Source organism: Paenibacillus sp. FSL H8-0332 (assembly GCF_037963835.1).
Classification (GTDB): domain Bacteria; phylum Bacillota; class Bacilli; order Paenibacillales; family Paenibacillaceae; genus Paenibacillus_AQ; species Paenibacillus_AQ rhizoplanae.
Genome location: NZ_CP150145.1, coordinates 6,740,699 through 6,767,270, shown reverse-complemented (window position 1 = coordinate 6,767,270; position 26,572 = coordinate 6,740,699). Strand labels below are relative to the sequence as shown.

25 protein-coding genes are annotated in these 26,572 nt (G+C 56.8%); 19 read left to right on the top strand and 6 right to left on the bottom strand.

Translation table 11 applies throughout. From position 1 onward, the window contains the following. Positions 1-71: 71 nt before the first annotated feature. From NST43_RS29435 to atzF, 8 genes are read left to right on the top strand one after another with little or no spacing between them, the layout of a single operon-like run. The gene (locus NST43_RS29435) at positions 72-755 is read left to right on the top strand and encodes an isochorismatase family cysteine hydrolase (protein WP_339220924.1); all 684 of its coding nucleotides are present in this window, start codon (positions 72-74) and stop codon (positions 753-755) included. Between the two features lie 25 nt (positions 756-780). Continuing rightward, a complete protein-coding gene (locus NST43_RS29430) occupies positions 781-1,794 on the top strand; it encodes an ABC transporter substrate-binding protein (protein WP_339220922.1) in 1,014 nt (337 codons plus the stop codon). A gap of 14 nt (positions 1,795-1,808) precedes the next feature. Then, positions 1,809-2,618: an ABC transporter ATP-binding protein gene (locus NST43_RS29425; RefSeq protein WP_339220920.1), complete on the top strand. Its 810-nt coding sequence runs from the start codon at positions 1,809-1,811 to the stop codon at positions 2,616-2,618. Further along, the gene (locus NST43_RS29420; protein WP_209986493.1) at positions 2,615-3,367 is read left to right on the top strand and encodes an ABC transporter permease; all 753 of its coding nucleotides are present in this window, start codon (positions 2,615-2,617) and stop codon (positions 3,365-3,367) included. Before NST43_RS29425 ends, NST43_RS29420 begins: the two co-directional genes overlap by 4 nt. Next, positions 3,364-4,434 (top strand): ring-opening amidohydrolase, encoded by a 1,071-nt coding sequence (locus NST43_RS29415; protein WP_339220917.1) that lies wholly within the window; start codon positions 3,364-3,366, stop codon positions 4,432-4,434. Before NST43_RS29420 ends, NST43_RS29415 begins: the two co-directional genes overlap by 4 nt. A gap of 47 nt (positions 4,435-4,481) precedes the next feature. Then, positions 4,482-4,910: a cupin domain-containing protein gene (locus NST43_RS29410; protein ID WP_209986489.1), complete on the top strand. Its 429-nt coding sequence runs from the start codon at positions 4,482-4,484 to the stop codon at positions 4,908-4,910. Positions 4,911-4,926: 16 nt separating this feature from the next. Beyond that, positions 4,927-6,564, top strand: a complete 1,638-nt coding sequence (locus tag NST43_RS29405) for a PucR family transcriptional regulator ligand-binding domain-containing protein (RefSeq protein WP_339220915.1) — start codon at positions 4,927-4,929, stop codon at positions 6,562-6,564. 6 nt (positions 6,565-6,570) lie between these two features. Then, a complete protein-coding gene (atzF, locus tag NST43_RS29400; protein WP_339220913.1) occupies positions 6,571-8,499 on the top strand; it encodes an allophanate hydrolase in 1,929 nt (642 codons plus the stop codon). A 303-nt stretch (positions 8,500-8,802) separates the two neighbouring features. On the opposite strand, the gene NST43_RS29395 is transcribed toward atzF, so the two are convergent. Further along, entirely contained in the window at positions 8,803-9,906 is a 1,104-nt protein-coding gene (locus NST43_RS29395) for an FUSC family protein (protein WP_339220911.1), read from the bottom strand. 290 nt (positions 9,907-10,196) lie between these two features. On the opposite strand from NST43_RS29395, the gene NST43_RS29390 reads away from it, so the two are divergent. Genes NST43_RS29390 through NST43_RS29375 form a run of 4 tightly spaced genes read left to right on the top strand, consistent with a single transcriptional unit; the run spans position 10,197 to position 14,029 of the window. After that, positions 10,197-11,321, top strand: coding sequence for an ABC transporter ATP-binding protein (locus NST43_RS29390; RefSeq protein ID WP_339220910.1), 1,125 nt, complete (start codon positions 10,197-10,199; stop codon positions 11,319-11,321). Continuing rightward, positions 11,311-12,117, top strand: coding sequence for an ABC transporter permease (locus NST43_RS29385; protein WP_339220908.1), 807 nt, complete (start codon positions 11,311-11,313; stop codon positions 12,115-12,117). The genes NST43_RS29390 and NST43_RS29385 overlap by 11 nt, the downstream gene beginning before the upstream one ends. After that, positions 12,114-12,959, top strand: coding sequence for an ABC transporter permease (locus NST43_RS29380; protein ID WP_209986466.1), 846 nt, complete (start codon positions 12,114-12,116; stop codon positions 12,957-12,959). The genes NST43_RS29385 and NST43_RS29380 overlap by 4 nt, the downstream gene beginning before the upstream one ends. Next, positions 12,956-14,029 (top strand): ABC transporter substrate-binding protein, encoded by a 1,074-nt coding sequence (locus tag NST43_RS29375; protein WP_339220907.1) that lies wholly within the window; start codon positions 12,956-12,958, stop codon positions 14,027-14,029. Before NST43_RS29380 ends, NST43_RS29375 begins: the two co-directional genes overlap by 4 nt. A 293-nt stretch (positions 14,030-14,322) precedes the next feature. On the opposite strand, the gene NST43_RS29370 is transcribed toward NST43_RS29375, so the two are convergent. The 5 genes from NST43_RS29370 to NST43_RS29350 form a co-directional block, all read right to left on the bottom strand. Beyond that, positions 14,323-14,490 carry a hypothetical protein gene (locus tag NST43_RS29370; RefSeq protein WP_339220905.1) on the bottom strand — a complete coding sequence of 56 codons (168 nt, stop codon included), beginning with the start codon at positions 14,488-14,490 and terminating at the stop codon, positions 14,323-14,325. 13 nt (positions 14,491-14,503) lie between these two features. Further along, on the bottom strand, positions 14,504-14,968 hold the full coding sequence (locus tag NST43_RS29365) for a hypothetical protein (protein ID WP_339220904.1): 465 nt from the start codon (positions 14,966-14,968) through the stop codon (positions 14,504-14,506). 184 nt (positions 14,969-15,152) lie between these two features. After that, on the bottom strand, positions 15,153-15,977 hold the full coding sequence (locus NST43_RS29360; RefSeq protein ID WP_339220902.1) for a methyltransferase domain-containing protein: 825 nt from the start codon (positions 15,975-15,977) through the stop codon (positions 15,153-15,155). A gap of 41 nt (positions 15,978-16,018) precedes the next feature. Beyond that, positions 16,019-16,870 carry a 1,4-dihydroxy-6-naphthoate synthase gene (locus NST43_RS29355; RefSeq protein ID WP_339220901.1) on the bottom strand — a complete coding sequence of 284 codons (852 nt, stop codon included), beginning with the start codon at positions 16,868-16,870 and terminating at the stop codon, positions 16,019-16,021. Continuing rightward, entirely contained in the window at positions 16,870-17,577 is a 708-nt protein-coding gene (locus tag NST43_RS29350; RefSeq protein WP_339220899.1) for a futalosine hydrolase, read from the bottom strand. The genes NST43_RS29355 and NST43_RS29350 overlap by 1 nt, the downstream gene beginning before the upstream one ends. Positions 17,578-18,085: 508 nt before the next feature. Here NST43_RS29350 and NST43_RS29345 point away from each other — a divergent pair. The 7 genes from NST43_RS29345 to mprF all read left to right on the top strand — a co-directional run bounded on the left by NST43_RS29345 (position 18,086) and on the right by mprF (position 26,545). Then, on the top strand, positions 18,086-18,559 hold the full coding sequence (locus NST43_RS29345; RefSeq protein WP_209989333.1) for a MarR family transcriptional regulator: 474 nt from the start codon (positions 18,086-18,088) through the stop codon (positions 18,557-18,559). Between the two features lie 145 nt (positions 18,560-18,704). After that, entirely contained in the window at positions 18,705-19,106 is a 402-nt protein-coding gene (locus tag NST43_RS29340) for a DoxX family protein (protein ID WP_036728167.1), read from the top strand. Between the two features lie 41 nt (positions 19,107-19,147). After that, a complete protein-coding gene (locus tag NST43_RS29335) occupies positions 19,148-20,098 on the top strand; it encodes a ring-cleaving dioxygenase (protein ID WP_339220898.1) in 951 nt (316 codons plus the stop codon). Continuing rightward, complete coding sequence (locus NST43_RS29330; RefSeq protein WP_339220896.1) at positions 20,095-20,712, top strand: alpha/beta hydrolase; 618 nt, start codon at positions 20,095-20,097, stop codon at positions 20,710-20,712. Before NST43_RS29335 ends, NST43_RS29330 begins: the two co-directional genes overlap by 4 nt. A 701-nt stretch (positions 20,713-21,413) precedes the next feature. Continuing rightward, on the top strand, positions 21,414-22,640 hold the full coding sequence (locus tag NST43_RS29325; protein ID WP_339225557.1) for a multidrug effflux MFS transporter: 1,227 nt from the start codon (positions 21,414-21,416) through the stop codon (positions 22,638-22,640). Then, positions 22,637-23,503 carry a DMT family transporter gene (locus tag NST43_RS29320; RefSeq protein ID WP_339220894.1) on the top strand — a complete coding sequence of 289 codons (867 nt, stop codon included), beginning with the start codon at positions 22,637-22,639 and terminating at the stop codon, positions 23,501-23,503. Before NST43_RS29325 ends, NST43_RS29320 begins: the two co-directional genes overlap by 4 nt. 378 nt (positions 23,504-23,881) lie before the next feature. Beyond that, positions 23,882-26,545: a bifunctional lysylphosphatidylglycerol flippase/synthetase MprF gene (gene mprF, locus NST43_RS29315; RefSeq protein WP_339225556.1), complete on the top strand. Its 2,664-nt coding sequence runs from the start codon at positions 23,882-23,884 to the stop codon at positions 26,543-26,545. Positions 26,546-26,572 lie beyond the last annotated feature (27 nt).

Genomic DNA, 26,572 nt, shown 5'->3' with positions numbered 1-26,572 from the left:
AGGAAACGCGAATTAATGTTAACTAAAATAACATTAATGGAGATAGCGACATCAGGAGAGGAGCATAAATCATGCAGATTGCAGCAACACCTTACATCTGGCCTTATGACGGGGCAGTTGACCCGGCGAAGACAGCGCTGATGATTATCGACATGCAGACGGATTTTTGCGGCAAGGGCGGTTACGTCGAGAGAATGGGTTATGACCTCTCATTAACGGCAAGAGCGATTCAGCCCATTCAGCGGCTGCTGGCACGTATCCGGGACATCGAAGGGTTCACCGTGATCCATACCCGCGAGGGGCATAAGCCGGATCTGTCGGATCTGCCGGCGAACAAAAGGTGGCGCAGCCGCCAGATCGGGGCCGAGATCGGCTCCGAAGGACCGGCGGGACGAATCCTCGTGCGGGGGGAGCGCGGCTGGCAGATCATTGAGGAGCTGGCGCCTGCCCACGGAGAGTACATTATAGACAAGCCGGGCAAAGGCAGCTTTTATGCAACGGACCTGGACCTGATCCTGAAGAATAAAGGAATTACCCATCTGATTCTGACCGGTATTACTACCGATGTCTGTGTACACACCACGATGCGGGAGGCCAATGACCGCGGGTACGAGTGTCTGATCCTTGCGGATTGCACGGGAGCAACGGATGAAGCGAATCACCTGGCGGCGCTGAGTATGGTTCAAATGCAGGGCGGGGTGTTCGGCAGTGTAAGTGATTCACAAGCGGTGCTGCGTGCGCTGGAGCAATACTAAATCATTCATAAACGGGGGAATAACCATGTGGAACAAGTCCAGAACGAAAGCGCTGATGCTGTTAACCTCGCTAATGCTGCTCCTGACTGCCTGCGGTAACCATACGGAAGCCGGGAAGGCCGAAGGCCAGGGAGCGGAAGGCTCGGGCGAGCTGAAAAAGGTGGTGCTCCGGCTGAAGTGGATTCACCAGGCGCAGTTTGCCGGCTTTTATACCGCAGTGGAAAAAGGCTTCTATAAAGAAGCGGGGCTGGATGTTGAGATCCGTCCGGGGGGCTCGGATTTCCCGGCTGTGCAGATGGTAGCTTCCGGCAGTGAGGAGTTCGGAGTTACCGGTGCTGACCAGGTCGTTATCGCCAGAGAGAAAGGCGTCCCGGTCAAAGCGTTGTCCGCGATCTACCGCAAAACCCCGTTCGTCATGTTCACGCTCAAAGAGTCCGGGATTAAGACGATGGAGGATCTTGTCGGGCAAAAGGTGGGCATTAAGCTGGGCGGCAACGAAGAGCTGACCTTCCGTGCCATGGAGAAAAGCGCGGGCATCGACCCTTCGCAAATCGAAGAAATGCCGGTCAAATATGATCTGAGTCCGCTGTTAACCGGTCAGGTTAAGGCCTGGCCCGGATATGTTATTAATGAAGTTCTGGCTGTAGAGGAGCAGGGCAAGGAAGTGAATATTATCGACCCGAACGACTATGGCATCAATTTCTATGCCGATACCTTGTTCACTACGGAGTCTGTCATCAAGAAGGACCCGGAGATGGTCGCAAGCTTCGTGCAGGCGTCTATGCAGGGCTGGGATTATGCGGTCAAGCATCCGGAGGAGGCGGCGGAATTCGGTCTGAAATATGGCGAGAAGCTGGATCTGAAGCATGAGGTCAATATGATGAAGGCCAGCATTCCGCTGCTTGATCCGGAGAAGCTCCCGCTGGGATCGATGGACGAGGCGTCCTGGGAGACGCTGCAGAAGAATCTGGTCGAGCTGGGCTTTGTGAAAAAGGAACAGGACCTAGGCGGATTGTTCACCAACGAGTTTTTGAAATAAGGAGGGACCCGATAATGACAACAGCGATCAAAGAACAGCTGAATTCTGCCGCCGCGCAGCATCCCGGTACCCGGGAAACCATGCTCTCCCTGCGCAATTGCTCTCTTTCCTTCGGCAACGTGCCTGTGCTGGATCAGGTCAGCCTTGATGTATACCGCAATGAGTTCATTTCGATTCTCGGACCGAGCGGCTGCGGGAAATCCACAACACTCCGGCTGATGCTGCGGCTGTTAAGCCCGGAAGCCGGTGGAGAGGTGGCGTATGCTTCCCCGGATCTGTCCCTGGGCATGGTCTTTCAGAAGCCGGTCCTGATGCCGTGGCTCAGTGCGCTGCAGAATGTAATGCTGCCGCTTGAACTGGGCGAGAAGAAGAAATTCAGCAAGGCTGAGGCACGTGAAAAAGCGGAAAGTGCCCTGCGCCTGGTCGGTCTCCAGGATTATCTGAACCACTTCCCGCATCAGCTCAGCGGCGGGATGCAGCAGCGGGCAGCGATTGCCCGGGCTCTGGCGGCCGATCCGACAGTGCTGCTGATGGATGAACCGTTCGGTGCGCTGGATGAGCTGACGCGTGAGAAGCTGAATTTCGAGCTGCTGCGGCTGTGGGAGAGCCCGGAGACCAGTCTAAGCAGCATTGTGATGGTCACCCATTCGATCCATGAATCCGCGCTGCTGTCAGACCGGGTCGTGATGATGTCTCCCCGGCCCGCCGGTGTGACGGATATCATTCCGGTAACGCTGCCCTCCCCGCGTGAGGCAGGTATGGAAGAATTGCCGGAATTCCACCGGATTGTCAAGGAACTGAGAAAGCGGGTGAAGCATCTATGACGGTCAAAATCAAAGACACCCTGTACCCGGTCACGTTTGCGCTCGGCTTCCTGCTTCTATGGGAGCTGGCTGTACGTCTCCTGTCGGTTCCTATGTATCTGCTGCCTGCGCCTACGCAGGTAGTCTCGGCTATTAATGGCTCGCTCTGGTCGCATACGCTGGTTACGCTGGGCGAAGCTCTGACCGGGTTCATTCTTGCCAATATCCTCGGCCTGGCTACCGCAGTGATTTTCGTGCATTCCAAGCCCATTGAGAAGGGGATGTTCCCGCTGGCCATCGCCCTTAAGACTACGCCGCTGGTGGCGCTGGCCCCGCTGCTGGTCGTTTGGCTGGGGACCGGATATACCTCGAAGGTGATCGCTTCGATGCTGATCTGCTTTTTCCCGATTCTGGTGAACAGTGTTAAAGGTCTTAAGGCCATTGAATACGAAGCCTGGGAGCTGTTCTCGACCTATAAAGGGACGAAGAGCGAAATCTTCTGGAAGCTGCGGCTGCCGACAAGTCTGCCTTATATCTTCTCTGCCCTCAAAATCTCCACCTCGCTTGCCATTGTCGGAGCCATCGTCGGCGAATTCGTCGGTGCCAATAAGGGACTCGGTTATGTAGTGCTTGTCTCTTCCTATCATATGGATACGCCGGTGATGTTCTCGGCCATTATTGCTTCGGCGCTGTGCGGCCTGCTGTTGTTCTGGGGTATCGGGCTGCTGGAGAAACGGGTTATTTTCTGGACAAGGAGCGATGATCTATGATGAACTGCTCGGTAATCCGCATCCCAGCAGGCGCGCCGCATGATATGTCGGGATTAAGCGCAGCGGTGGAAGCAGGCCTGTTCCGGCCGGAGGAAGTGGTCGCGGTGCTGGGGAAGACGGAGGGCAACGGCTGTGTGAATGATTTTACGCGGGGTTATGCGGTTATGGCGCTGAAAGGATTCTTTGCTGAAGCGGCAAAAGGAGGAGCTGCCGACATCTCTTATGTGATGTCCGGCGGTACGGAAGGGGTGCTCAGCCCGCACTTCACGGTCATCAGCCGCAGCGGACGGGGGGAGCCGGGTGTGGTTGCTGATGGCCTGAAGTCGCTCGCCATTGGTGTGGCAAGAACCCGGAGCTTCCGGCCGGAGGAGCTGGGACGGCTCCCTCAGGTAGACGCCGTGGCGGATGCTGTAGCCCGTGCGGTTAAGGATGCGGGCATTACCTCGCCAGGAGATGTGCATTTTGTACAAATCAAGTGTCCGCTGCTTACCGCTGAGCAGATCTATGACGCGCATAGCCGTGAGGTATCGCTCATCACAGAGGATACTTATAAATCGATGGGATATTCCAGAGGGGCCTCTGCACTGGGTGCCGGGGTAGCGCTGGGTGAGGTGGATCGTGCAGCCTTGCAGGAAGAAGAGATCTGCACGGACTGGACTCAATTCAGCGCGGTAGCCTCCACTTCGGCGGGCAGTGAGTTGTCCTGCTGTGAAGTGATTGTGTTCGGGAATTCGTTGTCTGCGGACGGCCCGTACCACATCGACCATGCCGTCATGCAGGATGCTGTGGATGGCGCTGCGCTTCAGGGCCTGCTGGACCGTTATCCCGGTGAAGAGCTGGTGCAGGTGCTGGCCAAGGCAGAAGCCGATCCCGATGGTGTCATCCGCGGACGCCGCCATATCATGCTGGATGACTCGGATATCAATCATACCCGCCATGCGCGGGCTGTAGTCGGCGGTGTGCTGGCCTATGTCGGCGGCGACCCGATGATCTACGTCTCCGGCGGAGGCGAGCATCAGGGGCCAAAGGGCGGAGGGCCGGTGGCGGCTGTGTTCCGCCGTAAGTAGCAGAGTTGGGATACAACTACATTTTATCCATCATGGGGGAATCGAATATGCATACACAGGAAACGAAAGTGCTGGCAGCAGCAGATATGACATGGGAGCTTATGCCGAATCACATAGAGCTGTATCACCGGGAGATTGTCTCGGCAAAGGAAGCGGACCGCCTGGGTATCCGGATGAGCTCGATTCTGTGGGAGAAGCTGGGGATCGGTGGCCAAGTCTTGCCGCATTATCATGATGTAGTCGAAATCATTCATATTACCGTAGGAGAGGTCAAGCTGCTATGTGACGGGGAGTGGCACAGCTACCGGGCCGGAGATACGTTCCATGTGCCTGCGGGCGTAGTCCATTCTGTCAGGAATACAGGGGATTCTCCTTCGGAGCAGATCAGTATTTTTGTACCGGCGGAGGCGGAGGTGCCGTCCAACAGCTTCTTCGGCACTACACTAATCGAGGATATCTATTCTTCCAAGCTATAGTAAAGGCGGCGGAGCCATGGGCAGCAATGTAATTACCGGTTTGACCTGCAGCGATATTCTGCTGATTCCCGACCTGAAGGAAGCGGCCCTGCTGGCCGGAGCCGGGGGCCTTGGGCGTTATATTAACCGGGTCAATGTAATGGAGGTTCCCGATGTCATTGACTGGGTGCGTCCGGGGGAGTTCCTGATTACGAGCGGCTTCCCCTTTCATAACCGGCCGGAGCTGATCGCAGAGATTATTCCCCAGCTGAACCAGAAGGGAGTGTCCGCGCTCGGGATCAAAACCAAACGTTATATCGATGAGATTCCGCCGAGGGCGCTGGAACTCGCGGATCAGCTGGGGTTCCCGATCTTCGAGCTGCCCGCCTCCACCTCCTTCTCCGATGTGGTACGCGACATTATGGAGCGGGTGCTGGTGCAGGAGGCGCGGGAGCTCTCGCAGCTCCAGAGCCGGTTCCAGAAGCTGTCGAAGCAGCTGCTCCATGGCGACGGGATTGAGGATTTCCTGCTGACTCTGGACGGCATGCTGCATAATCCGGTCGTCCTGCTGGATGATACCGATCAGGTCTTCTGTTCTCCGCAGGCGGAGGCGCTGAAGTTAGAAGAGCAGCTTCCGGCCTGGATACAGCTCCGCCAGGAAGGCAGTCTCGGCATTACATTCCTCACAGTTGGAGAACGGCGTATCCGCGCCTATGTCTCGGCCGTCAATGACAAGGGGGCAGACCAATGTCTGCTGGTGCTGCTGGAGTGGAACAGCGAGCTGTCGGTAGTGGATCAGTTAACGATTGACCGGGTCGGTGTGCTGGTCGGGCTGGAGATGATCAACGCAGGGGCCCGCCGCGAGGTGGAGCTGAAGTATGTGGACCAGTTCCTGCAGGACTGGATCAGCGGCCGGATTGCTGCTGCCGAGGATCTGAAGCTGCGCGGCGCGGCCTGCGGCTGTCCGCTCCCGGAGCGCCCGCTGCGTGCGGTATCCGCCGGATGGCTGGAGGATAAGCCCGAGCTTAAGCAGCTGCAGCAGGTAGTGAAGCGGGTGCGTGCCCGGGCAGACCTTCAGCATGTGAAGCTCACCATCCTTGAAGGGGAGCTGGTCCTGACCGTGCCGGAGCAGCCGGAGCTTCCGCTGGAGGAGACGCTGGGGCGTCTGCTGGCCGAGATGAACCGGGTGTTTGTCAGTGAGACTTGCGCCTTCTGTATTGGCGATCTTGCGGATGGCCCCGATCAGGTGCGGTTCAGCTATGAATCCTCCCGCAAAATCGCCCGTATCCGCCAAATCAGCGGTTACAGCGGGTCTTATGTCGATTACCGGAAGCTGGGTGTCTTCCGGCTGCTGTACCATCTGCCTGAGCTGGAGGAAATCAGCGAGTACAGGGATCAGTATATTGTCCCGCTGCTGGAGTATGACCGCAAGCATAACGCTTCGCTGCTCCAGACGCTCCAGCTGTACTTCAAGTGCAACCGCAACGTGAAGCGGACCTCCGGCGAGCTGTTCACTCATTATAATACGGTCACCTACCGGATCGACCGGGCCTGTGAGCTGCTGGGATTAAGCCAGGATGACGGTGACGATATGCTGGAGCTGCAGCTCGCGCTGAAGCTGCATGAGATGGGCAAGGGTCGCAGGTCCGGCACCGATACACAGAGAAGGAGATGAAGCCTGATGACAGCAACAACAGAATGGCCCGCCAAGCTGACTGCCGGTTGGCTGCGGGGGCAGTATTTGAACGGCACGCTGGACCCGGAGGAGGTCATCCGGGAGATCATCCGCCGCGCTGAGCGGGACAAGGAGATGAACATCTGGATTGAACCGCCCGCCGCGGCGCAGATCGCTCCCTTCCTGGCAGCGCTCAAAGAGCTGAATCCGCAGGAGCATCCCTTGTGGGGCATTCCGTTCGCGGTGAAGGATAACATCGATGTGAAGGGGCTGCCCACGACGGCGGCATGTCCTGAATTCGCTTATCAGCCGGACGCGGATGCAGCAGTTGTGGCGAGATTGGTGGCTGCGGGGGCGATCCCTGTCGGCAAAAGCAATCTGGACCAGTTCGCCACCGGACTCGTCGGTGTGCGCAGCCCTTACGGCGAGACGCATAATGCCCTGCGTCCCGAATACATCAGCGGCGGCTCCAGCGCCGGTTCGGCGGTTGCCGTAGCCCGGGGCCAGGCGGTGTTCAGCCTGGGCACCGATACCGCAGGCTCGGGCCGTGTGCCGGCTGCGCTGAACGGGCTGGTCGGCTACAAGCCCAGCCTAGGCGCCTGGCCGGTGCGCGGCGTAGTGCCGGCGTGTGCCAGCCTAGATTGTGTCACTGTATTCGCGCACAATCTGGAGGATGCACTCACGGTGGACCGCGCAGCACGTGGCTTCGATGCAGCCGATCCGTGGTCACGTTCCGTGAAGTGGGAAGCTGCCGCTTTGCCGGGGAAGCTGCTGCTGCCGGAAGCGCCGCTGGACTTCTATGGACCCCATGCGGACGAATACCACCGGGCCTGGGAACGGGCCGAAGCAGCGGTACAGGCGCTGGGGCTGCCGGTTGAACGGGTGGACTGTACGTTGTTCTCCGAAGCGGCAGCCATCCTGTACGACGGTCCCTGGGTAGCCGAGCGCTGGGCGGATCTGGCCGGATTCGTAGAGAGTCACCGTGAAGCTGTGCTGCCGGTGACGGAGTCGATTCTCTCCTCCGGGGCAGCGGAGCGCCACACCGCTTCGAGCCTGTTCCAGGCCATGCACCGCTTGCAGCAGTATAAGCGGGCAGCGGAGCTGCTGCTGCGGGACGCGGTGCTGGTCCTGCCGACCTGCGGCGGAACCTGGACCCGCGAGCAGGTGGCTGCAAACCCGGTAGGGGCCAACTCCGATATGGGCCGCTACACCAATCACTGCAACCTGCTTGACCTGTCGGCGGTTGCAATTCCCGCCGGGGAAGCGGCGGAGAACCTGCCGTTCGGCATAACGCTGTTCGCTCTGGCGGACAGCGAGCATCTGCTTGCCGGAGCCGCGGAGGTTCTGGCGGAGGGGGATTCTCCGGGGTGGGAGGATGGTCTTGGTGAGAGTGCGAGTAGTTCTGCTGGGGCCGGGACTCAACTTCTGGCAGAGCACCAATCGCTGGAGTCGGAGGGTAGCGGAAGTGCTAGTGTTACAGGTGTTTCTGCTGGGGCTGAAGCTGGTGAGGCTGGAGGTACTGGTGCTGCTGCTGGTGCCGAACTACCAGCGTCCAGCATGGTTACCCTGGCGGTCTGCGGGCTGCACATGCGCGGCTTCCCGCTGGAGAAGCAGATGCTGGAGCATGGCGCGCGCTTTTGGCAGGAAGCGCGGACTGCTGCATGCTATGAGCTGGTTAAGCTCCCTACCGTGCCGGCTAAGCCGGGCCTGCTGAGACAGGCGGCAGGGGGAAGTGCTGTCGAGCTGGAGCTGTGGCAGATGCCGGTGGCATCGCTGGGGTCGTTCGCGTCGCTCATTCCTGCCCCGCTGGGCCTGGGGCGGGTGATACTTGCGGACGGCCGGGAAGTGACCGGCTTCATCTGCGAAGGCTATGCCGCCGCCGGAGCCGAGAACGTTACGGCTTACGGGGGCTGGAGATATCTGCCCGCAGATTAACTACCGTTTTAGGCATTTAGCTCTGAGTGCGGCAATGTACGCAGGTGAGATTTGGATATCCCATTTTGCGTCACCGGGATACATGTAGTAATTAGTTGGATTTTCTCCATTTGCTGCTGGTGGAATACCTCCTATGGGAACAGCAGATGGATAAACAACACTTATTTTGCTCGCTTTTAAGGGATTCCATAGAATTCGGCGGATTAGATGTACTTTATCCAACCGCTTCTGTGGGGAGCTTGAGAGTCGGATGGGTGCGGAGTGACTGACCTTGATAGAATACAAAAAAGGACCCTCCCAAGCTTATAGCTTGTGGAAGAGTCCTTTTTGTATGAATTGGATGGCGCGTGCAGGTTGTGCCTTGACATGTTGTGGTGCGGTGGAAAGAGCCGCGTAATCGGCGCGTTCAATCTCTTCAAGAATCCGGTTCAGGTGGGAGAACACCGCACCGAGATCACGGAATGCCGCGAGCGAACACTGATCCTGCAGCTCCGAGAACCAGGCTAGCTGCACATCGCGGGCTCTTCTCAGACTCTCGGGGAGTGAACGTCCGCTGCATTCGGCATCCGATAGCGTCCGTGTGCCATACAGTGCGATACAGTCTGCCGTTGCGGTTACAACCTCCAGCATCCAGTCAGCTGCGGCATAATGGGCCGGCAGCAGGGCGATCTCTTCGCTTATGGCTTTGACATAGGAGTGCACCTTGATGAGATGGGAGGTCGTCTGTGTCAGCTTGCCAATGTCCTTACGGCACTGGTAATGAGACAGCGTGTAATGCATCTCCTTCTGCAGCCGGTCGCTCTTCTTCAGCAGCTCGCCGGAGCTCTCAAGAGCAGCTTTGGCCTGTGCGGCATCCCGGCCGCTTGCAGCGAATCCGGTTAAGGCATCGGATAATGTCAGGCTGCCCTTCAGCGCCAGGTCCTTGACCTTGACGAAGCTCTTGGGTGGCACGATAATCATATTGATAATCAGGGCTATCAGCACACCGATCAGCGTCTCGGCGACTCTCCAGACGATATATTGGTCATGATAGAAGGTAAGTGCGAGAACTGAGGTGACGCCGACCTGGGAGACGGCCTGGATATTGATCCGGCAGGCTGTAGCCACCCCAATGCCGATCAGCAGCATCAGCAGGATCGACAGCGCGCCCACATCGAAGAACTTGCCTACGATCAGGCTGACGATGCCGCCAAGGAGCACGCCGGTCATGCGGTAGACCCCTTTTTCGAGAGAGGCCTTGACGCTGCTCTGGGTGATCAGAATCGCTGCCAGCGGCGCGAAGTAGAGATACTGATCTCCATAAATACTGTGTACCGCCAGCCAGGAGAGCGAAGCAGCCAGCGTAATGCGTATCATATATAGTGATAATCCAAATTTCTCAAGGCGGTCCTGTAACCCCTCGTCCATGTTGTCAACTTCTTTCGTGAAAATAAGAAAATTTTTATGATCTTTCAGTCGTTTTCATTATAGCACCTCAAAACAGACCGGACGCGGCCAAGATTTTACGAACTTGTTAAGTTTCTGTGCTATATTTCACAATGTAAGCTATCGCATATATCGGAACATTCCTATATGCTATATATTGAAGCTGTCGAACCAAGGCAGGAATTGTCGCTTATCCGTGCTGAGCATGCTGCTGCCGGATTGTCTCCCGCAAGAAGCGGGTAAAATAGGTTGTACTACATAAGTAAGGGAGGTTGTTAGCTATAGCTACCCCGGAAGGCACTATTATTTCTTTTGACCAGGTGATTAAGCAATACGACGACGAAGAGGCTGTACTCAAAGGCGTGAGCTTCGAAATTGAACGCGGTAAATTCTACACGCTGCTGGGCCCTTCGGGCTGCGGAAAAACGACCATTCTGCGTCTAATCGCCGGCTTCGCGGAGCCGACTGAAGGTTCGATCTATCTGAACGGCAAAAAAATCAACCACATTCCCGCCAATGAGCGGCAGGTTAATACGGTGTTTCAGGACTATGCGCTGTTTCCGCATCTGAACGTATTCGAGAATGTGGCGTTTGGACTGCGCATCAAGAAGCTGAAGAAGGATGTCATTCAGCAAAAGGTGCAGGAAGCGCTGCGCTTCGTCAACCTGGTCGGCTATGATCAGCGGGCCATTAATGAAATGTCCGGCGGGCAGAGACAGCGTGTCGCCATTGCGCGCGCCATTGTCAACGAGCCGCAGGTGCTGCTGCTGGACGAGCCGTTGTCTGCACTTGATCTGAAGCTGCGTACGGAGATGCAGTATATTCTGCGGGAGATGCAGCAGCGGCTGGGCATCACGTTCATCTTCGTCACCCATGACCAGGAAGAGGCGCTGGCGATGTCCGACTGGATCTTTGTTATGAATGGCGGCAAAATTGAGCAGAGCGGCACGCCTAATGATATCTACGATGAACCGATTAACCGGTTCGTGGCCGACTTCATCGGAGAGTCGAACATCGTGCCTGGTGTGATGATTGAGGACTATGTGGTGGAGTGGGGCGGCCACCGGTTCGAATGTGTCGATGCCGGTCTGAAGCCGAATGAAGCGGTGGAGGTTGTGATCCGCCCTGAGGATCTGGAGATAGCGACTCTTGAAGCGGGAAAGCTGAAGGTGCGTGTGGATTCCCAGCTGTTCCGCGGCGTTCACTACGAGATCAGCTGCTATGACGGCTCCGGTCATGAATGGCTCGTCCATTCTACCCGAAAGGCGGAGGTTGGCTCCGAGATCGGGCTGTATTTTGACCCGGAAGCGATCCATGTTATGCGTTTCGGTGAAACGGAGGAGGAGTTCGACAAGCGTCTGGAGGCTTACGCCGAGGTGGAGAGCCATGAAGACTAAGGGCAAGTCGTATTATCTCATTCCGTACTACCTGTGGATTGCGCTGTTTGTCATTGCGCCGGTGCTGCTGGTGGTCTACTATTCCCTGTTCGATCTGGAGGGGAAGCTGACGCTGAATAACTACGTCAATTTCTTCACGCCGGTTTATATGAGAATGATGCTGAATTCGTTCTGGTATGCTTTTCTGATCACGCTGTTCTCGCTGCTGGTGGCTTATCCGGCCGCATATCTGCTAACGCGAACGAAGCACAAGCAGCTGTGGCTGCTGCTGATTATTCTGCCAACCTGGATCAACCTGCTGCTCAAAACATACGCCTTCATCGGGATCTTCGGCAGCTTCGGTCCGGTCAATAATTTCTTTGATCTGATGGGTCTGGGCGAGCAGCAGATTCTGTTCACGGGCTTCAGCTTCGTGTTTGTGTCGGTCTATATTTTCATTCCATTCATGATTCTGCCGATCTTCAGTGCGCTGGATGAGATGAATCTGTCGCTGGTGGATGCTGCGCGCGATCTGGGCGCATCGGGGTGGACGACGTTCCGGCGGGTGGTTTTTCCGCTGACGATCTCGGGTGTGCGCTCTGGTTGTATGGCGGTGTTCATTCCGGCGCTGTCGCTGTTCATGATTACGCGTCTGATTGCCGGGAACCGGGTGATTACGCTCGGCACCGCGATTGAGCAGCACTTCCTGGTCACTCAGGACTGGGGCATGGGCTCAACCGTTGCGGTGTTCCTGATCGCCATTATGGCGCTGTTCATGATTCTGACCGGTGGCTCGCGGAAGGGGGTGCGCGGATGAAGAACACACGCAGGGTCAAGAACAAGAACGGCATCGCCAATATCTATCTGGTGCTGGTCTTCCTGGTGCTGTACGCGCCGATCTTCTATCTGATGTACTACTCGTTCAACAGCGGCGGCACGATGCATAAGTTCGAGGGCTTCACGTTGGATTATTACCGTGAGGTGGTTGCCGACACCCGGCTGATGATTATTGTGATTAACACACTGGTCATAGCCCTCCTGTCATCGACCATTGCGACCATAATAGCGGTGATCGGCGCGCTGGCGATCCAGCATGTCCGCAGCCGCCGGGCCAAAAACACGCTGCTCTCGCTGAACAATGTGCTGATTGTCAGCCCGGATGTCATTATCGGAGCCTCCTTCCTGATCCTGTTCACGATTGTCGGGATCAAGCTGGGCTTCACCTCCGTGCTGCTCTCGCATGTGGCGTTCAGTATTCCGATTGCGGTCATTATGATCCTGCCGCATTTGCAGGAGATGAGCCCGACCCTGACGGATGCTGCGCGGGATCTCGGGGCTTCGCGCCGCGATGTGCTTACGAAGGTTATCCTGCCGATCATCAAGCCGGGAATCTTCAGCGGGTTCTTCATGGCCCTGACCTATTCCCTGGATGATTTTGCAGTTACCTTCTTCGTCACGGGTAACGGCTATTCCACCCTGTCGGTGGAGATCTATTCTCTGGCGCGGCAAGGGGTCTCGCTGTCGATTAATGCGCTATCGACCCTGATTTTCCTCTTCACGATTCTGCTGGTCATCGGTTATTACTACCTGAACCAGCGTAAGAACCGCCCGGCGGTACAGATTGCCGAGCCGGTTGCCGAAGCGGGGGTGCCTAGATGAAGCAGCTAGTCAATACATTCCTGGCGATTCTGATCGTCGCCTTCGGACTGATGTTCCTGGCCTCCCGGCTGAACTCGGCTCAGGGCTATTCTGGCGGGAATACGCTCACGATCTACAACTGGGGTGACTATGTGGACCCTGATCTGCTGAAGCAATTCCAGGAGGAGACCGGGATTACGGTCATCTACCAGACGTTCGATTCCAATGAAGCGATGCTGACCAAGGTCGAGCAGGGCGGTACGATCTTCGATGTTGTAATCCCGTCTGATTACGCGATCGCCAAGATGCGGGAAGAGAATCTGCTGCTGCCGCTGGATCACAGCAAGCTGCCGAATCTCGCCAACATCGATTCCAAGTTCATGAATCTGTCCTTCGATCCCGGTAACAAGTATTCGGTTCCTTATTTCTGGGGGACGGTGGGGATCATCTTCAACCCGGAGATGACGAAGGGCATCGATTTCAGCAGCTGGGATTCCCTGTGGGACAAGAGGCTGAAGAATAATATCTTCCTCGTGGACGGAGCCCGTGAGGTCATGGGCATGGCGCTGAACAGCCTGCACTATTCCGTCAACGACACGAAGGAGGAGCATTTGCAGGAGGCGCTCACCAAGCTGAACAAGCTGTCCCCGAATGTGAAGGCCATTGTGGGCGACGAGGTCAAAATGCTGCTCGCCAACGAAGAAGCGGCGGTCGGCATTGTCTGGTCCGGCGACGCTTCGGAGATCATGGATGACAACGACAAGCTGGACTTCGTCGTGCCGGAGGAAGGCTCGAATAAATGGTTCGACAACATGGTCATTCCGCGTACTGCAGGCAATGTCGAAGGCGCACACAAGTTCATCGACTTCATGCTGCGGCCTGATGTGGCGGCCCAGAATACGGAATACGTTGGCTACTCCACGCCGAACGTTCCCGGCCTGAAGCTGCTGCCGGAGGACATCTCCGGTGACGAGCGCTTCTACCCGCCCGCCGAGCTCACCGACCGGCTGGAGGTCTACGACAACCTCGGCAAGCGGATGCTTGCCCACTATAATGAGCTGTTCCTGATGTTTAAGATGAATAAGAAGTAGCTGGCAGGCAGCATTCCTGCGGAGAAGCCCCCGTTTGTGCGTATGCACAGGCGGGGGCTTTTTGGGTTGTGAATCATCCGCAGGATGAGCCTAGGATGTGTGCGGAACACCGAATACAATGTGCTTGTGAGAAGGTACATGGGCCGGTTGTATGCGGAAAACTGAATACATTGCAATGTGCTGACGAGAGGGGAGATGTAACGAACACAAGGCTCGGCATCTTTTACGAGTAGGGTGATTTTGTGCTTTGGGGGAACCAGCCCAGTCTTCACCAATAAAAAAGGCTCGCCTTTTTATTGGCGAACCCGAGCAGACGAACGTTCCTTTTTCAACTTAGCAATAGCGTCACTGACCTTTTTATCGCGTTCCGGATTGGGGCCAGGCATCGATTGTTGCACGTAATGACCGTCAGCATACTGGCGGACAACATCATCGAGATCAGCAGCGGGATACTTCTTCACGATCATCACCTCTTTAAGGGAAGTATAACATAATGAGACGTTTGGCGACAGTCTCGTCAATAACGATTAGGCCGCCGCCAAAATGTGAAGCCCCAACGATACTCGTGTAATAATGTATCAGCCTTGGCTTGGTTTTCGATTGCAAGGCGACAGCACCACCAAATCCAAGTTCGCTGCTTCGCTTGCAAGCAAAGGCGAGTAAATGCAATCCAACTCCGCTAAACTCCTTGCGCTGTGGAGGAATACTCTCAATAAGATGTACCCAGACATGATCTTCCTTTCCCTCAAGAGATATAGCCCCTTGAATAACTGCATTTCCGCATATCACCATCTTATAGACTTCGATTCCGCGTTGGCTGAAATATATGGACCAGTCGAAGCCTTTTTCCCAATCATGCATCTGATGCTGTATGTCATAGGGTTGCAACGCTAAGAAAGAAACAGGGTAAGTCTCGCCGCTGCGATTATGTAATAGCACTATTCCTCATCCTTACTCTCTATACCACGGCAATGATTGAGGAGAGGTCAGGTTGATGGCGCAACACGGAAAATAGAAAACGCCCCGGCTCCCCCACAGAGGGAAACCGGGACGTTCTTCGTCTCGCTGGTGTTAAGTATAGGGCATATGCTGGGGTAAAGCTAGAATGCAGTAAAAATAAGGCCTATTTCACGCCGGTCCGCATCCGGTAGCTAATCGGTACCTGCAAGGTCCGGCCCTGAAAAAACTCCTCTACCTCTGCCGAAAATTCGGCAATATCCTGCTCAAGTGAGGCCGGGCTGAGCTTCAGGAGGGATTGGACGCCGCCCTGGCTGAGGGCTAGCCCGATATAGCGATGAGCATCGCATGATTCCATATTGTGAAAAACAATCTCTCTCGCGTACGTAAACCATCCGCTGGCTTTGATCCGGTTCAAATGACCTTCCTTGTCCCATTTGCTGGCCTGGTCGGCACCGGGCTGAAGCTCTGCAAGCAGGGCGTCTGAAGCCGCGATCAGCCGGTTGTAACGGGCTTCAATAGCGGGCTGCAGCACCAGAGGCCAGTCACAGTCGTAGGCGGCAAAGACTCCGCCGGGCCGCAGACAACGGGCGATTTCCTGAAGAGTGCTGTCCGGGTCCATCCAGTGGAACGACTGGGAGCAGGTGATAATGTCCACACTCTCCGTATCGAAAGGAAGCTGGTTAGAGTAGCCCTGCACAAAAGACAGGTTACCCGCTCCGCTGCCGAGAAGACGGAGCTTGTCCTGAGCCTTGCCCAGCATATCCGTGTTAGGCTCCACTCCGGTTACCGCATCGGCGGCAGCCTCCCACAGAAAGGTGGACAGGCCGGTGCCGCAGCCTATATCTGCAACATGGGCAGGACGGCGGCCCAGGTAACTGGTGAGCAGTTCAATAACCATCGGCGGGGCTTCCGGCCGGTAACGGTCGTAGTCATTTTGGTACCCTAGGAAACGGTCGATATTAGCCTTGCTGTTGCCTGAAGGAATCATAGGAATAGCCTCCTCGCGGGATGGATTATCTACTGATTTCACTAACGTAGAAGCGAAGGATCAACAGCGGGTACAAGCCCTTCGGCAGCAGCCCGGTTAAGCAGTGCAGAGATGGCCGCATAGCCGTCCTCGCCAAGGCTCATCGTGAATTCATTGACGTAGAGATCAATATGCGATTTGGCCACCTCCGGCGATAGCTCCTGGGCGTGGCTTAGCACGTATTCTTGGCAGTCGAGAGGATGGTCCCAGGCATACTGGAGTGAGCTGCGAATCCAGCCGGTAATGGCGTCATGGTCCAGATCGCGGCGGGCAATGATCGCACCCAGCGGAATGGGCAAGCCGGTATCGCTCTCCCACCAGCTGCCGAGGTCAGTCAGCAGATTGAGATTGTAGGACGGGTAAGTGAAGCGGGCTTCGTGAATGACGAGTCCGGCATCAATCTCTCCCTTCTGTACGGCAGGCATGATCTCATCAAAAGGCATAACGACGATCTCAGCCGGACCGCCCTGCACCTGCTGTGCTACCCAAAGACGGAACAGCAGGTATGCCGTAGAGCGTTCGCTCGGGACGGCAATTCTGCGGCCGGACAGCTCGCGCGGATGTTTGATGGCACCTGCGCCTTTGCGCGTGAGTACCAGCGGACCGCAGCCCCGTCCCAGCGCACCGCCGCAAGAGAGCAGCTTGTACTTGTCCAGCACCCAGGGGAGGGCGGCGTAGGAGATTTTGAGCACCTCCGGCCCTGCGCCGTCTGCCGCTAGGCCGTTTGTAATATCAATATCGGCAAACATTACATCCAGCTTGGGTGCGCCGGGAATCAGGCCATGCGCCCAGGCATGAAAGACAAAGGTATCGTTCGGACAAGGGGAAAAAGCAATATGAAGCTCTTGTGTCATTACAGCACCTCCCGTAAAATAACCGCCGCCGCTGCCAGAGCGTCCAGCGCTTCATTGATCTTCCACGCGGCCCGGTCGCGCGGGCCGACCGGGTTCGAGATCGCGCGCAGCTCCAGCGCCGCGATCCCCAAAGCCTGGGCGGCCACGGCGACCCCGTGGCCTTCCATCGCCTCCGCCGCCGCCTCCGGGTGGCGTGCGGCCAGAGCCGCGGCCGTCCCGGCGGTGCCGGTCGCGGTCGAGACGGTAAGCACGGTGCCCGTGCTTACCGTGAGGCCGGCCGCTGCCAGCGCGGCCGCAAGGGCCTGCACCGCAGCGCCCGGTGCAGGCACGGACACGCTGCCGAAGCCCAGCTCGGCAGCGCTGCGGAAGCCCTCCGGCGTCTCTGCGCCGAGGGCCGCGTCCAGCATCTCGCTGGCGACGACCAGCGAGCCTACGGGTGCCCGGCCCGGGAAGCCGCCGCCGATCCCGGCGCTGATGACGCAGCCGTACGAGCCGGCTGCCAGGGCGGCGGCGGTGCCCGCCGCTGCTGCTGCGGTGCCGGCGCCCGCCGCGATGACGTCGAAGCGGCGGCTGCCGGCCAGGCCGCGCAGGACCGCCTCGCGCTCAGCCGCGACTGCCGTCACGATCAGCACGCGCGGCGCGGGGGCTTCTTCCGCCGCAGCACTGCGCGCGGCGGCCCCGGAATGATGATGATCCATCGATTGCATAATCAGCCTCCTTTTGTAGCCTTGGTATAAGTCGGGATAGGATTCATTTGAAGTATTATGAAAGTCTACGCCGTTTTAGAGAACAAATCAAATATGCGGAGCGGGAGATAGATGGATTTTATCCACTTGCTGATGGACGAATAAACCCTGCTAAAACAGCAGCTGGATAAAAGGCACTTAATTAAGGATGCTTCACCCAAAGTGGCGAAATTCAGCTCTATTAGATGTAGATTTCCACTTGCTTCCGTATAAATTACGAAAATAGAATAATTAAGATACAGTTGTCCACTTGTTTGTTGCGGGAGTTGGAGGAGATAATTGTTGCGCGGGTTGGGGGGAGTATTTACCGCAGGAGTTGAAGGTTGAGTGTTTGTTGCAGAGGCCGGGTGGGCGGAATGAAATTAATTCACTTCCCACCCTTGACAGACTTCTCCCAATAACGTATATTTATCTTAACTTAAAGATGATTAACTTAAAGATAAACGCAGCCGGACAGGAGGTGCAGTATATGAGCAGCAAAAACAAGACAGCAGGAACAGAACCGGACACTACGCAGGAACAAGAGCAGGCAGCATCGCTGAAGTTGTTCGTCGTTCTGTCGAAGGCGTACAAGAGCCTGATGGATCAGGCGGTGAAGGATATGAAGAGTCACGGGCTGGCATCGGCGGAGTTCATGGTGCTGGAGGTGCTGTATCATAGAAATCGGATTCCACTTCAGCAGATTGGCGAGAAGATTCTGGTCACCAGCGGCAGCATCACCTACAATATCGACAAGCTGGAGAAGCGGGGACTGCTGAAGCGCGTTCCTTGCGAGGATGACCGCCGTGTTACGTATGCCGAGATTACGGAGGCGGGGCGTGAGCTGTTCGACAATATTTTTCCGCAGCATGTCGATTCTATTCATAGTCTGATGGGCGGACTGGACAGCGAAGAGAAGGCTCAGGCCACACTGCTGCTGAAGAAGCTGGGCAAGGGCGTATAGAAGTGAGTCCGTAGCAGCCCAGCGATGGCATGGTTGACTGCTTTTCAGCACGCTGAACTAATGGAGAGAATAATAGCTCAGCTTTTTTTTAGCCAATGTCTTAATGTTAAGATAATTAAAACCAAGAGAATGGAGAGTGTTTAAAATGGTTAGTGTAGGTTTATTGTTGATGAGATTGGTGATTGGTGTAGCGTTCATCGGGCATGGTGCACAAAAGCTGTTCGGCTGGTTCGGCGGATATGGGCCTAAGGGGACAGGCGGCTGGATGGAGTCGATTGGCATTAAGCCGGGCGTGCGTATGGCTGTGCTGGCAGGTCTGATGGAACTGGTGGGTGGGCTGCTGTTCACTCTGGGTCTGCTGACTCCGGTGGCTGCGGTGCTGATTGCGGCAACGATGCTCGGTGCCATTGTGAAGGTGCATGCTCCTAACGGATTCTGGTCCACGGCGAACGGGATTGAGTTTCCATTAACGGTGCTGGTGGTCGCTGTAGGTATAGCGCTGACAGGCGCGGGTTCGATTTCACTGGACGCAATATTCTTCAATTAAAATAAGCGCATCATCATCACAACTATCAGGAGGGTTCACTCATGACTATGCATACTGCAGGGATTCATCATGTTACCGCTTTTGTGGGAGACGCTCAGCGTAATGCTGATTTCTATGCCGGAATTCTGGGCCTGCGGCTCGTTAAAAAAACTATCAATTTCGACGCCCCCGAGGTCTACCACCTTTACTTCGGCAATGAGCAGGGTGCGCCGGGGACGATCATCACCTTCTTCCCATGGGCTCATGGCCGTAAAGGCAGAATCGGCGGCGGCCAGGTCGGTGTGACCACTTATGCTGTACCGGCCGGCTCTTTCGGATTCTGGGAGCAGCGGCTGGCCGCTTACCAGATTCCTGTGACTAAGGTTACCCGGATTGGCGAGTCGTATCTCTCCTTCCCGGATTATGACGGACTGCGGATTGAACTGGTGGAGCGTGAAGAGGGGGCGCTGAGCACCTGGTCGTTCGGCGGCGTTCCGGTAGAGCATGCGGTCAAAGGCTTCGGAGGTGCTGTCCTCTACAGCACGGCCCCGGACCGGACAGCGGATACACTTTCCCGCACCCTGGGAATGGAGCGTATCGCTGAAGGGGACGGCTACATCCGGTACAGAGCTTCCGGCAATATCGGTAATATTATTGATCTGAAGGCCACTCCGGTTCCGCAGGGGGGCGGCGGTACAGGTACGGTTCACCATATTGCTTGGCGGGCCGCAGATGACAGTGAGCAATTGGAGTGGGGCCGCCGGGTTCAGAGTCACGGCTACCAGCCGACTCCGGTGCAGGACCGCCAGTACTTCAATGCCATCTACTTCCGGGAAGAAGGCGGAATTCTGTTCGAGATTGCCACCGATCCTCCAGGCTTCGCCCGTGATGAAGCACCTGAGGCGCTGGGGCAGAAGCTGATGCTTCCGGCATGGTTTGAGCCGCAGCGTGCGGCGATTGAAGCGAACCTAAGCCCGTTTGAAATCCGCGAACTGGAGGTGAAGCCGGTATGATTCATGTATTTGAGCAAGGTACGGACGTAACACAACCAACGCTGGTTTTATTCCATGGCACAGGCGGCAATGAGCGTGATCTGCTGCCGCTGGCTGAGCTGCTGGCACCCGGAGCATCTGTGCTGGGTATCCGCGGCAACGTACTGGAGAATGGTATGCCGCGTTACTTCCGGCGGCTGGCGGAGGGGATTTTCGATGAGGAGGATCTGATCTTCCGCACCCATGAGGTGAAGCAGTTCCTGGAAGAAGCGGCTGCAAAATATGGCTTCGATGCCGGTAATCTGGTGGCCGTCGGCTATTCCAACGGTGCGAACATCGCGGGCAGCCTGCTCTTCCATTACGGACCGCTCTTCCGGGCGGCAGTGCTGCTGCACCCGATGGTTCCGCTGCGCGGCCTGGCAATTCCTCCGCTGCAGGGGGTTCCGGTCTTTATCGGGGCAGGGACCAATGATCCAATTATCCGCTCCGAGGAGACCCGGGAGCTGGAAGCTCTGCTCAGCGGAGCCGGAGCAGAGGTTACCTCGCACTGGGGCAATCAGGGACACCGCCTGAGCGCCTCCGAGGCGGAGGCGGCAAGAGATTGGCTGGCCGCTCTTAGCGATTCAGTGAAGTAACCACAGCACCACCTGGAATAACCGCCTGCGGGCCTGCCGATCACAGAGAGGATTGGCGGCTACGGCAGGCGGTTTTTTGTTGTATTCGAAGTGATGCTTATCGTCTATTGTGTGCTGTCGGAGGGAGGGAGGGCGGACAGGAAGTACGCGAAAACCGAACACAATGGGCAGAGTTGGGGGTGTGCGGGCTGCGAATGTTGCACACTGTGCAGGATTTGCGCGCAGGCCGCTCCTATCTAGCTGCATTGTTGCACTTCGTGAAGGACTTTTCTAAATTTGTTACTGGCTATGGCTCATTGTTGCATCTTTTGCAGGAATTCTGGCGATTTGGGGCAAGTTAGGGCTGCGAATGTTGCATTTCGTGCAGGATTTGCTGATAAGCCGCCCGACATGAGCAACATTGTTGTATTTTCTGCAGGATTTCCATGCAGGCCTGCCGAGCCACTCCTCCTAAGCCACACCAATCAAGCCGCCTATCAAACCCGCTTTTATCAGACAGCACCTACTCATCTGCACCCTCTGCATCAGTCCCCCTAATTTCACCGGCCACCCGCTGCCGCGCTTTCCCGCCCAACCATAAATTCATTGAACAATCCGGCGATAATCGGGTAGTATGGAGAAATATATAAACGGACCTGAACATAAATGGCTCTGCCGTCTTACTAAAGGTTACGGGCAAGAAAGGATGTATCCTGTTTATGATGAAGCAAAATTCGGTGACAAGCCTAGCCGAGGGCGGGCCGTCCAGAAGCCAGCGGCTGCAGCTTGCCGTGATTCTGGGAGCCATTGCTACCATTGGTCCGCTGTCGATTGATATGTATCTGCCTGCCCTGCCTGCTCTTGGCCTCTATTTCGATACCAGTCCGGCCATGGTTCAGCTTACCCTGACCTTCTTCCTGCTGGGGCTGGCTTCGGGCCAGCTTGTAGCCGGACCGCTCAGTGATGTGCATGGGCGCCGGATTCCGCTGTTGTTCGGAATGATCATCTATGCGGTGTCCTCGCTCCTCTGTGCGTTCAGCCCGTCCATCGGACTGCTGATTGTGCTGCGCTTCGTCCAGGGCCTGGCCGGATCGGTAGGGGTGGTGATCTCCCGCGCGGCGGTCCGCGATATGTACAGCGGCTCGGAATTAACCAGGTTCTTCTCGCTGCTGATGATTGTCAACGGACTGGGCCCCATTGCAGCTCCGGTCATCGGGGGGCAGCTGCTGAGAGTGACGGACTGGAAGGGCGTATTTGTCGTCTTGTTCGTATGCGGACTGCTCTTCGCGGCGGTCATTCTCCTGCGGCTGCCGGAGACCCTGCCTAAGGAACGACGTATACGCAGCGGGCTCAGAGGGACCCTGCGTACCTTCCGCACTCTGCTTGGCAATGCCGGATTCATGGGCTATGCGCTCTCTCAAGGCTTTGTTATGGCAGGCATGTTCGCTTATATCTCGGGATCATCCTTTGTTCTGCAGACGATTTACGGGGTATCCCCGCAAATGTACAGCCTGATCTTCGCCGTGAACGGCTTCGGCATTATTCTGACCGGGCAGATTGCCGGGCGGATGTCGGCCAGGGTGGGTGAGCGCAAGCTGCTGATCTGCGGCCTTCTGCTCAGTACCTCCGGAGGTATTCTGCTGCTGATTACCCTCCTCGCCGGAGGCGGGCTGCTGCCGATCCTGATCTGTCTGTTCGCTGTGGTTGCGAGTGTAGGTCTTGTGGGCACGACCAGTTTCTCGCTGGCGATGCAGGATCAGGGAGAGACGGCAGGCAGCGCATCTGCGCTCCTGGGTCTGCTTCCCTTGCTGCTGGGGAGCTGCGCGGCTCCGCTGGTCGGACTTGGCGGCAGCGGCTCGGCCCTGCCGATGGCGCTGGTCATCGCGGGAGCAGGCCTCCTGTCCATTCTGTCCTATCTGCTGCTGTGCAGAAGAGAGGTCAAGCCGTGAGCCGCAAGGACTTTGCTACCCTGCTGCTGCTTGCTTTTGCCTGGGGAGCTTCCTTCCTGTTCATGCGGATTGCCTCGCCGGAGCTTGGTCCGGTCTTCACAACAGAGCTGCGGGTTACGATTGCCGGAGCTGCTCTGCTGCTCTATGCGCTGCTGACCCGGCGCAGGCTGGGCCTCCTGAAGCACTGGAAGTCTTTCCTGCTGCTCGGTGCGATTAACGCGGCACTTCCGTTCACGCTGATCTGTATGGCCGAGCTGCATCTGAGCGCCTCGCTGGCGGCGATTCTGAATGCTACAACCCCGATGTTCGCGGCACTGGCGGCGTGGGGAACCCGGAAGGAGAAGCCGGGGGCGGCCAAATCAGTAGGGCTGATAATAGGCCTTGTGGGTGTGGGCGTGCTGGTCGGCTGGAGTCCGCTCCCGCTGACCAGCACGGTTCTTTTATCTGTAGGCTATTCACTTGGAGCTGCGCTCTGCTATGCGTTCGGAGGATTATACGCGTCACGCGTAGGCTCCGGTCTCACTCCGCTGGCGCTTGCTGCGGGACAGCAGCTGGGCGCAAGTGTGGTGCTGCTGCCGCTGGCGGTGTTTTTTGCCCCGGATCATCTGCCTTCTTCCGCCGCTGTATATTCTGTCCTCGGCCTGTCGCTGATCTGCACCTCTGTGGCATATCTGCTGTACTTTCGGCTGATTGCCAGTGTCGGACCGGTCAAGACCGTTAGTGTTACCTTCCTCGTGCCTGTATTTGGCCTGTTGTGGGGCGTAATCTTCCTGCAGGAGCAGATCTATGCCAACACCATCGCCGGGCTGGTCATCATCCTGCTGAGCGTTATGCTGGTGAACCGGAGGGCGCGCAAGGAGTAAAGACCGGATATTCAGCAAACCTTCAGCGCATTTTAACGTTGATTGTAGAGAAAAGGGATATATTTGAAGAGAGCCGCCATTGCCGTGGTTACAGGCTCTCCGGTAGGGGATGACGACCCTTGGCACGATGATAAAAGCACCCGGACTAATCGCAGTCCGGGTGCTTTTATGCAAATATAGTTGTATATGCTTCACACCATCACTGGAACAAATATAGCCTCTGTGCAGGGACTTACCCTCCGCCCGCCGTCTAACTCTTGTAAGCGTGTGACCATTATACGGGAGTTCTGCTGCGGATCTTGTTATAATGGGTTCGCATGAAGAGGGCTGAATATGTTCAGGCAACAAGAGCGTTCGGCAGTGAGGACAGGTGAAGTCATGCATACTGTAATCAAAAATAAATTGGAACGCTTTAAAATCGTACGGCTGCTGATATCCATCTACCGGATTAAGGCGGTGCGGGCGCTTTTTCCGCTGCTGATTATCGGGCTGGTCTATCTGGAGGGGCAGCATGAGCTGAAGCAGATTCATTTAGGCAAAATCATCCGTGATCTGAAATCCGTTCCCGTACCCTCTATCATGCAGATGCTGGGAATATCGCTGCTGTCGGTGGCGGTTATGAGTACTTATGATTACTTGATCCGGCGGCATTTCCGCCTTGAGATCGGCTGGTTGCGGACTTTCCGTTATGCCTGGATTGCCAATACGTTCAATAATATGATCGGGTTCGCCGGTCTGGCTGGCGCGGGCCTTAGAACGCTGCTCTATAAGCGGAGCAGTGTGCCTGCGTCCTTGCTCGCGCCGGCGATTGTGTTTCTGTCACCGCTGATGATTACGGGGCTGTCGCTGCTCGGATGGGGGACGATTACCGGACTTCTGCCGGCGGACCGGCTGCTGGAGGCGCATCGCTGGCTTGATTTTGCGGTCTGGGGGATGGCGCTGTATCTGCCGTTCTTTGTACTCCTCCAGCGCTCCGCGCTCTTCGCCAAATGGGTCAACCGGGGCGAGGGGAGAACCGCCTGGCTTACTGTAGTTGCTTCTGTGGGTGCGTCCTTCCTGGAGTGGGTGTTCGCCGGTCTGACCTTCTGGTTCATTGCCGGTGAGCTGCTCGGGAGCACTCCGTTTCTCACCGTCTTCAGTATCTATGTTGTGGCTGCGATAGCCGGAATTCTAAGTATGGCTCCAGGCGGCATCGGCGCGTTCGATCTGATTGCGCTGCTCGGACTTACCCAGCTGGGCATCAAGAGCGACCATGCCATGGCAGTCCTGTTCATCTACAGATTATTCTATTACATTATCCCCTGGCTGATCGGGCTGGTGCTGGCTGCGCTGGAGTTCGGGCTGCCGGGTACGAAGGGCGCTGAACGCAGCGGCGACAGAGTGGAAGCCCCCCTGACGGTCTGGCAGAAAATATGGGGCTGGCCCGGCCAATATACCTTCCTCAGCGATCTGGGGGTATGGGCACTCGGCAAGCTGGTCTTGGCCAGTGGCCTGCTTCTGCTGCTGTCCGCAGCTACGCCTGAGCTGCTCTACCGGCTGAAGGTGACAGAGGAGCTGCTGTCGCTGCCCGTGATGCAGATCTCGCACCATCTGTCCGTGCTGATCGGTTTTATGCTGATTCTGCTGTCGCGGGGGATCTCCCTGCGTGTCCGCAGGGCTTATGTCTGGACAAGCCTGCTGCTGCTCAGCGGGGCGGTCTTTGCATTTACGAAAGGGTTCGATTACGAGGAGGCTCTGTTCCTGCTGGTGGTAGCGCTGATCCTCTGGATCTCACGAAGCCGGTTCTACCGGATCAGCGTTCCGTTTAGCGCCAAAAGTATCTTATGGTGGCTGCTCCTGACTTCGGCTGTAGCTCTAAGCTATTACGGGCTGGCGAGTTATACCCATCACGGCTTCCTGAAGCATCTTCCGCCCGGCATCCAGCCGGAATGGCTGCGGCAGCACAGTAATGTGGCCGTTACGGCAGCAGGAGGACTGATCTTCTCCTGGATGCTGCTGACGATGTTTGTAGCTCTCAGGCCGCAGCACAAGGCAGATACGCTTTTCGCGGATAAGGATATGGCGCGGCTGGAGCGCTTCCTCTCAGAAGGCTGGGGCAATGCCTTAAGCCACATGCTGTTTCTCGGCGATAAAAGCTTCTATTGGGCCCAGGAAGGCAGGGTGCTGTTCGCCTTCGCCCGAGTCCGGGACAAGCTGGTGGTGCTGGGTGACCCGCTGGGGCCGATGAATCTGCTTAATAACGGAATCAGTGAGTTCAGGCAGGCTGCGGATTTGTATGGACTCTCTGTGGTCTTCTATCAGGCGACCCCGGCGTATCTTCCGCTCTATCATGAGCAGGGCTACCGGTTCTTCAAGCTGGGGGAAGAGGCGCTGGTCCCGCTGGCGGAATTCAGCATTAGCGGTTCGCGGAACGCTAGCCTGCGCAATGTGAAGGGGCGGTTCGAGCGCGAGGGCCACCATTTCGAGATCACAGAGGCACAGCATTCGAAGGAGCTGCTGCAGGAGCTTCGCCTGTTGTCAGAGGAATGGCTGGCCGGGCGAATGGAAAAAGGCTACTCGCTGGGCTGGTTCAGCGAGCCGTACCTCCAGCTCGCACCGCTGGCGCTGCTGCGCGGACCAGAGGGCCATCTGTTGGCTTTTGCCTCCATGGCTCCTGGTTATGACGGGCAGAAGAGCGTCTCGGTGGATCTGATGCGCCATCACAAGGATACCCCGAACGGGACTATGGATTACCTATTTCTGTGTCTGCTGGCATGGGCGAAAGCGCGCGGATACAAAAGCTTCAATCTGGGGTCTGCCCCGCTGTCTAATGTCGGGGGCCGCTTTGGCGCGCTGCGGGAGGAGAAGCTGGCCCGGCTGGTTTTTGAACGCGGAGGCCACTGGTACGGCTTCTCCGGCCTGCGCCGGTATAAGGAGAAGTTCAACCCGGTATGGGAGCCGCGTTATCTGGCCTATCCCGCTGCGGTGACGCTCCCTCTGTTGACCCTGGATCTGGTGAGGCTGGTCTCCAGGCATCCGGAGGAGGAGGAGGGAGATGAATAGCCTGCTGGCGGTTGGCGAATAAGCCTT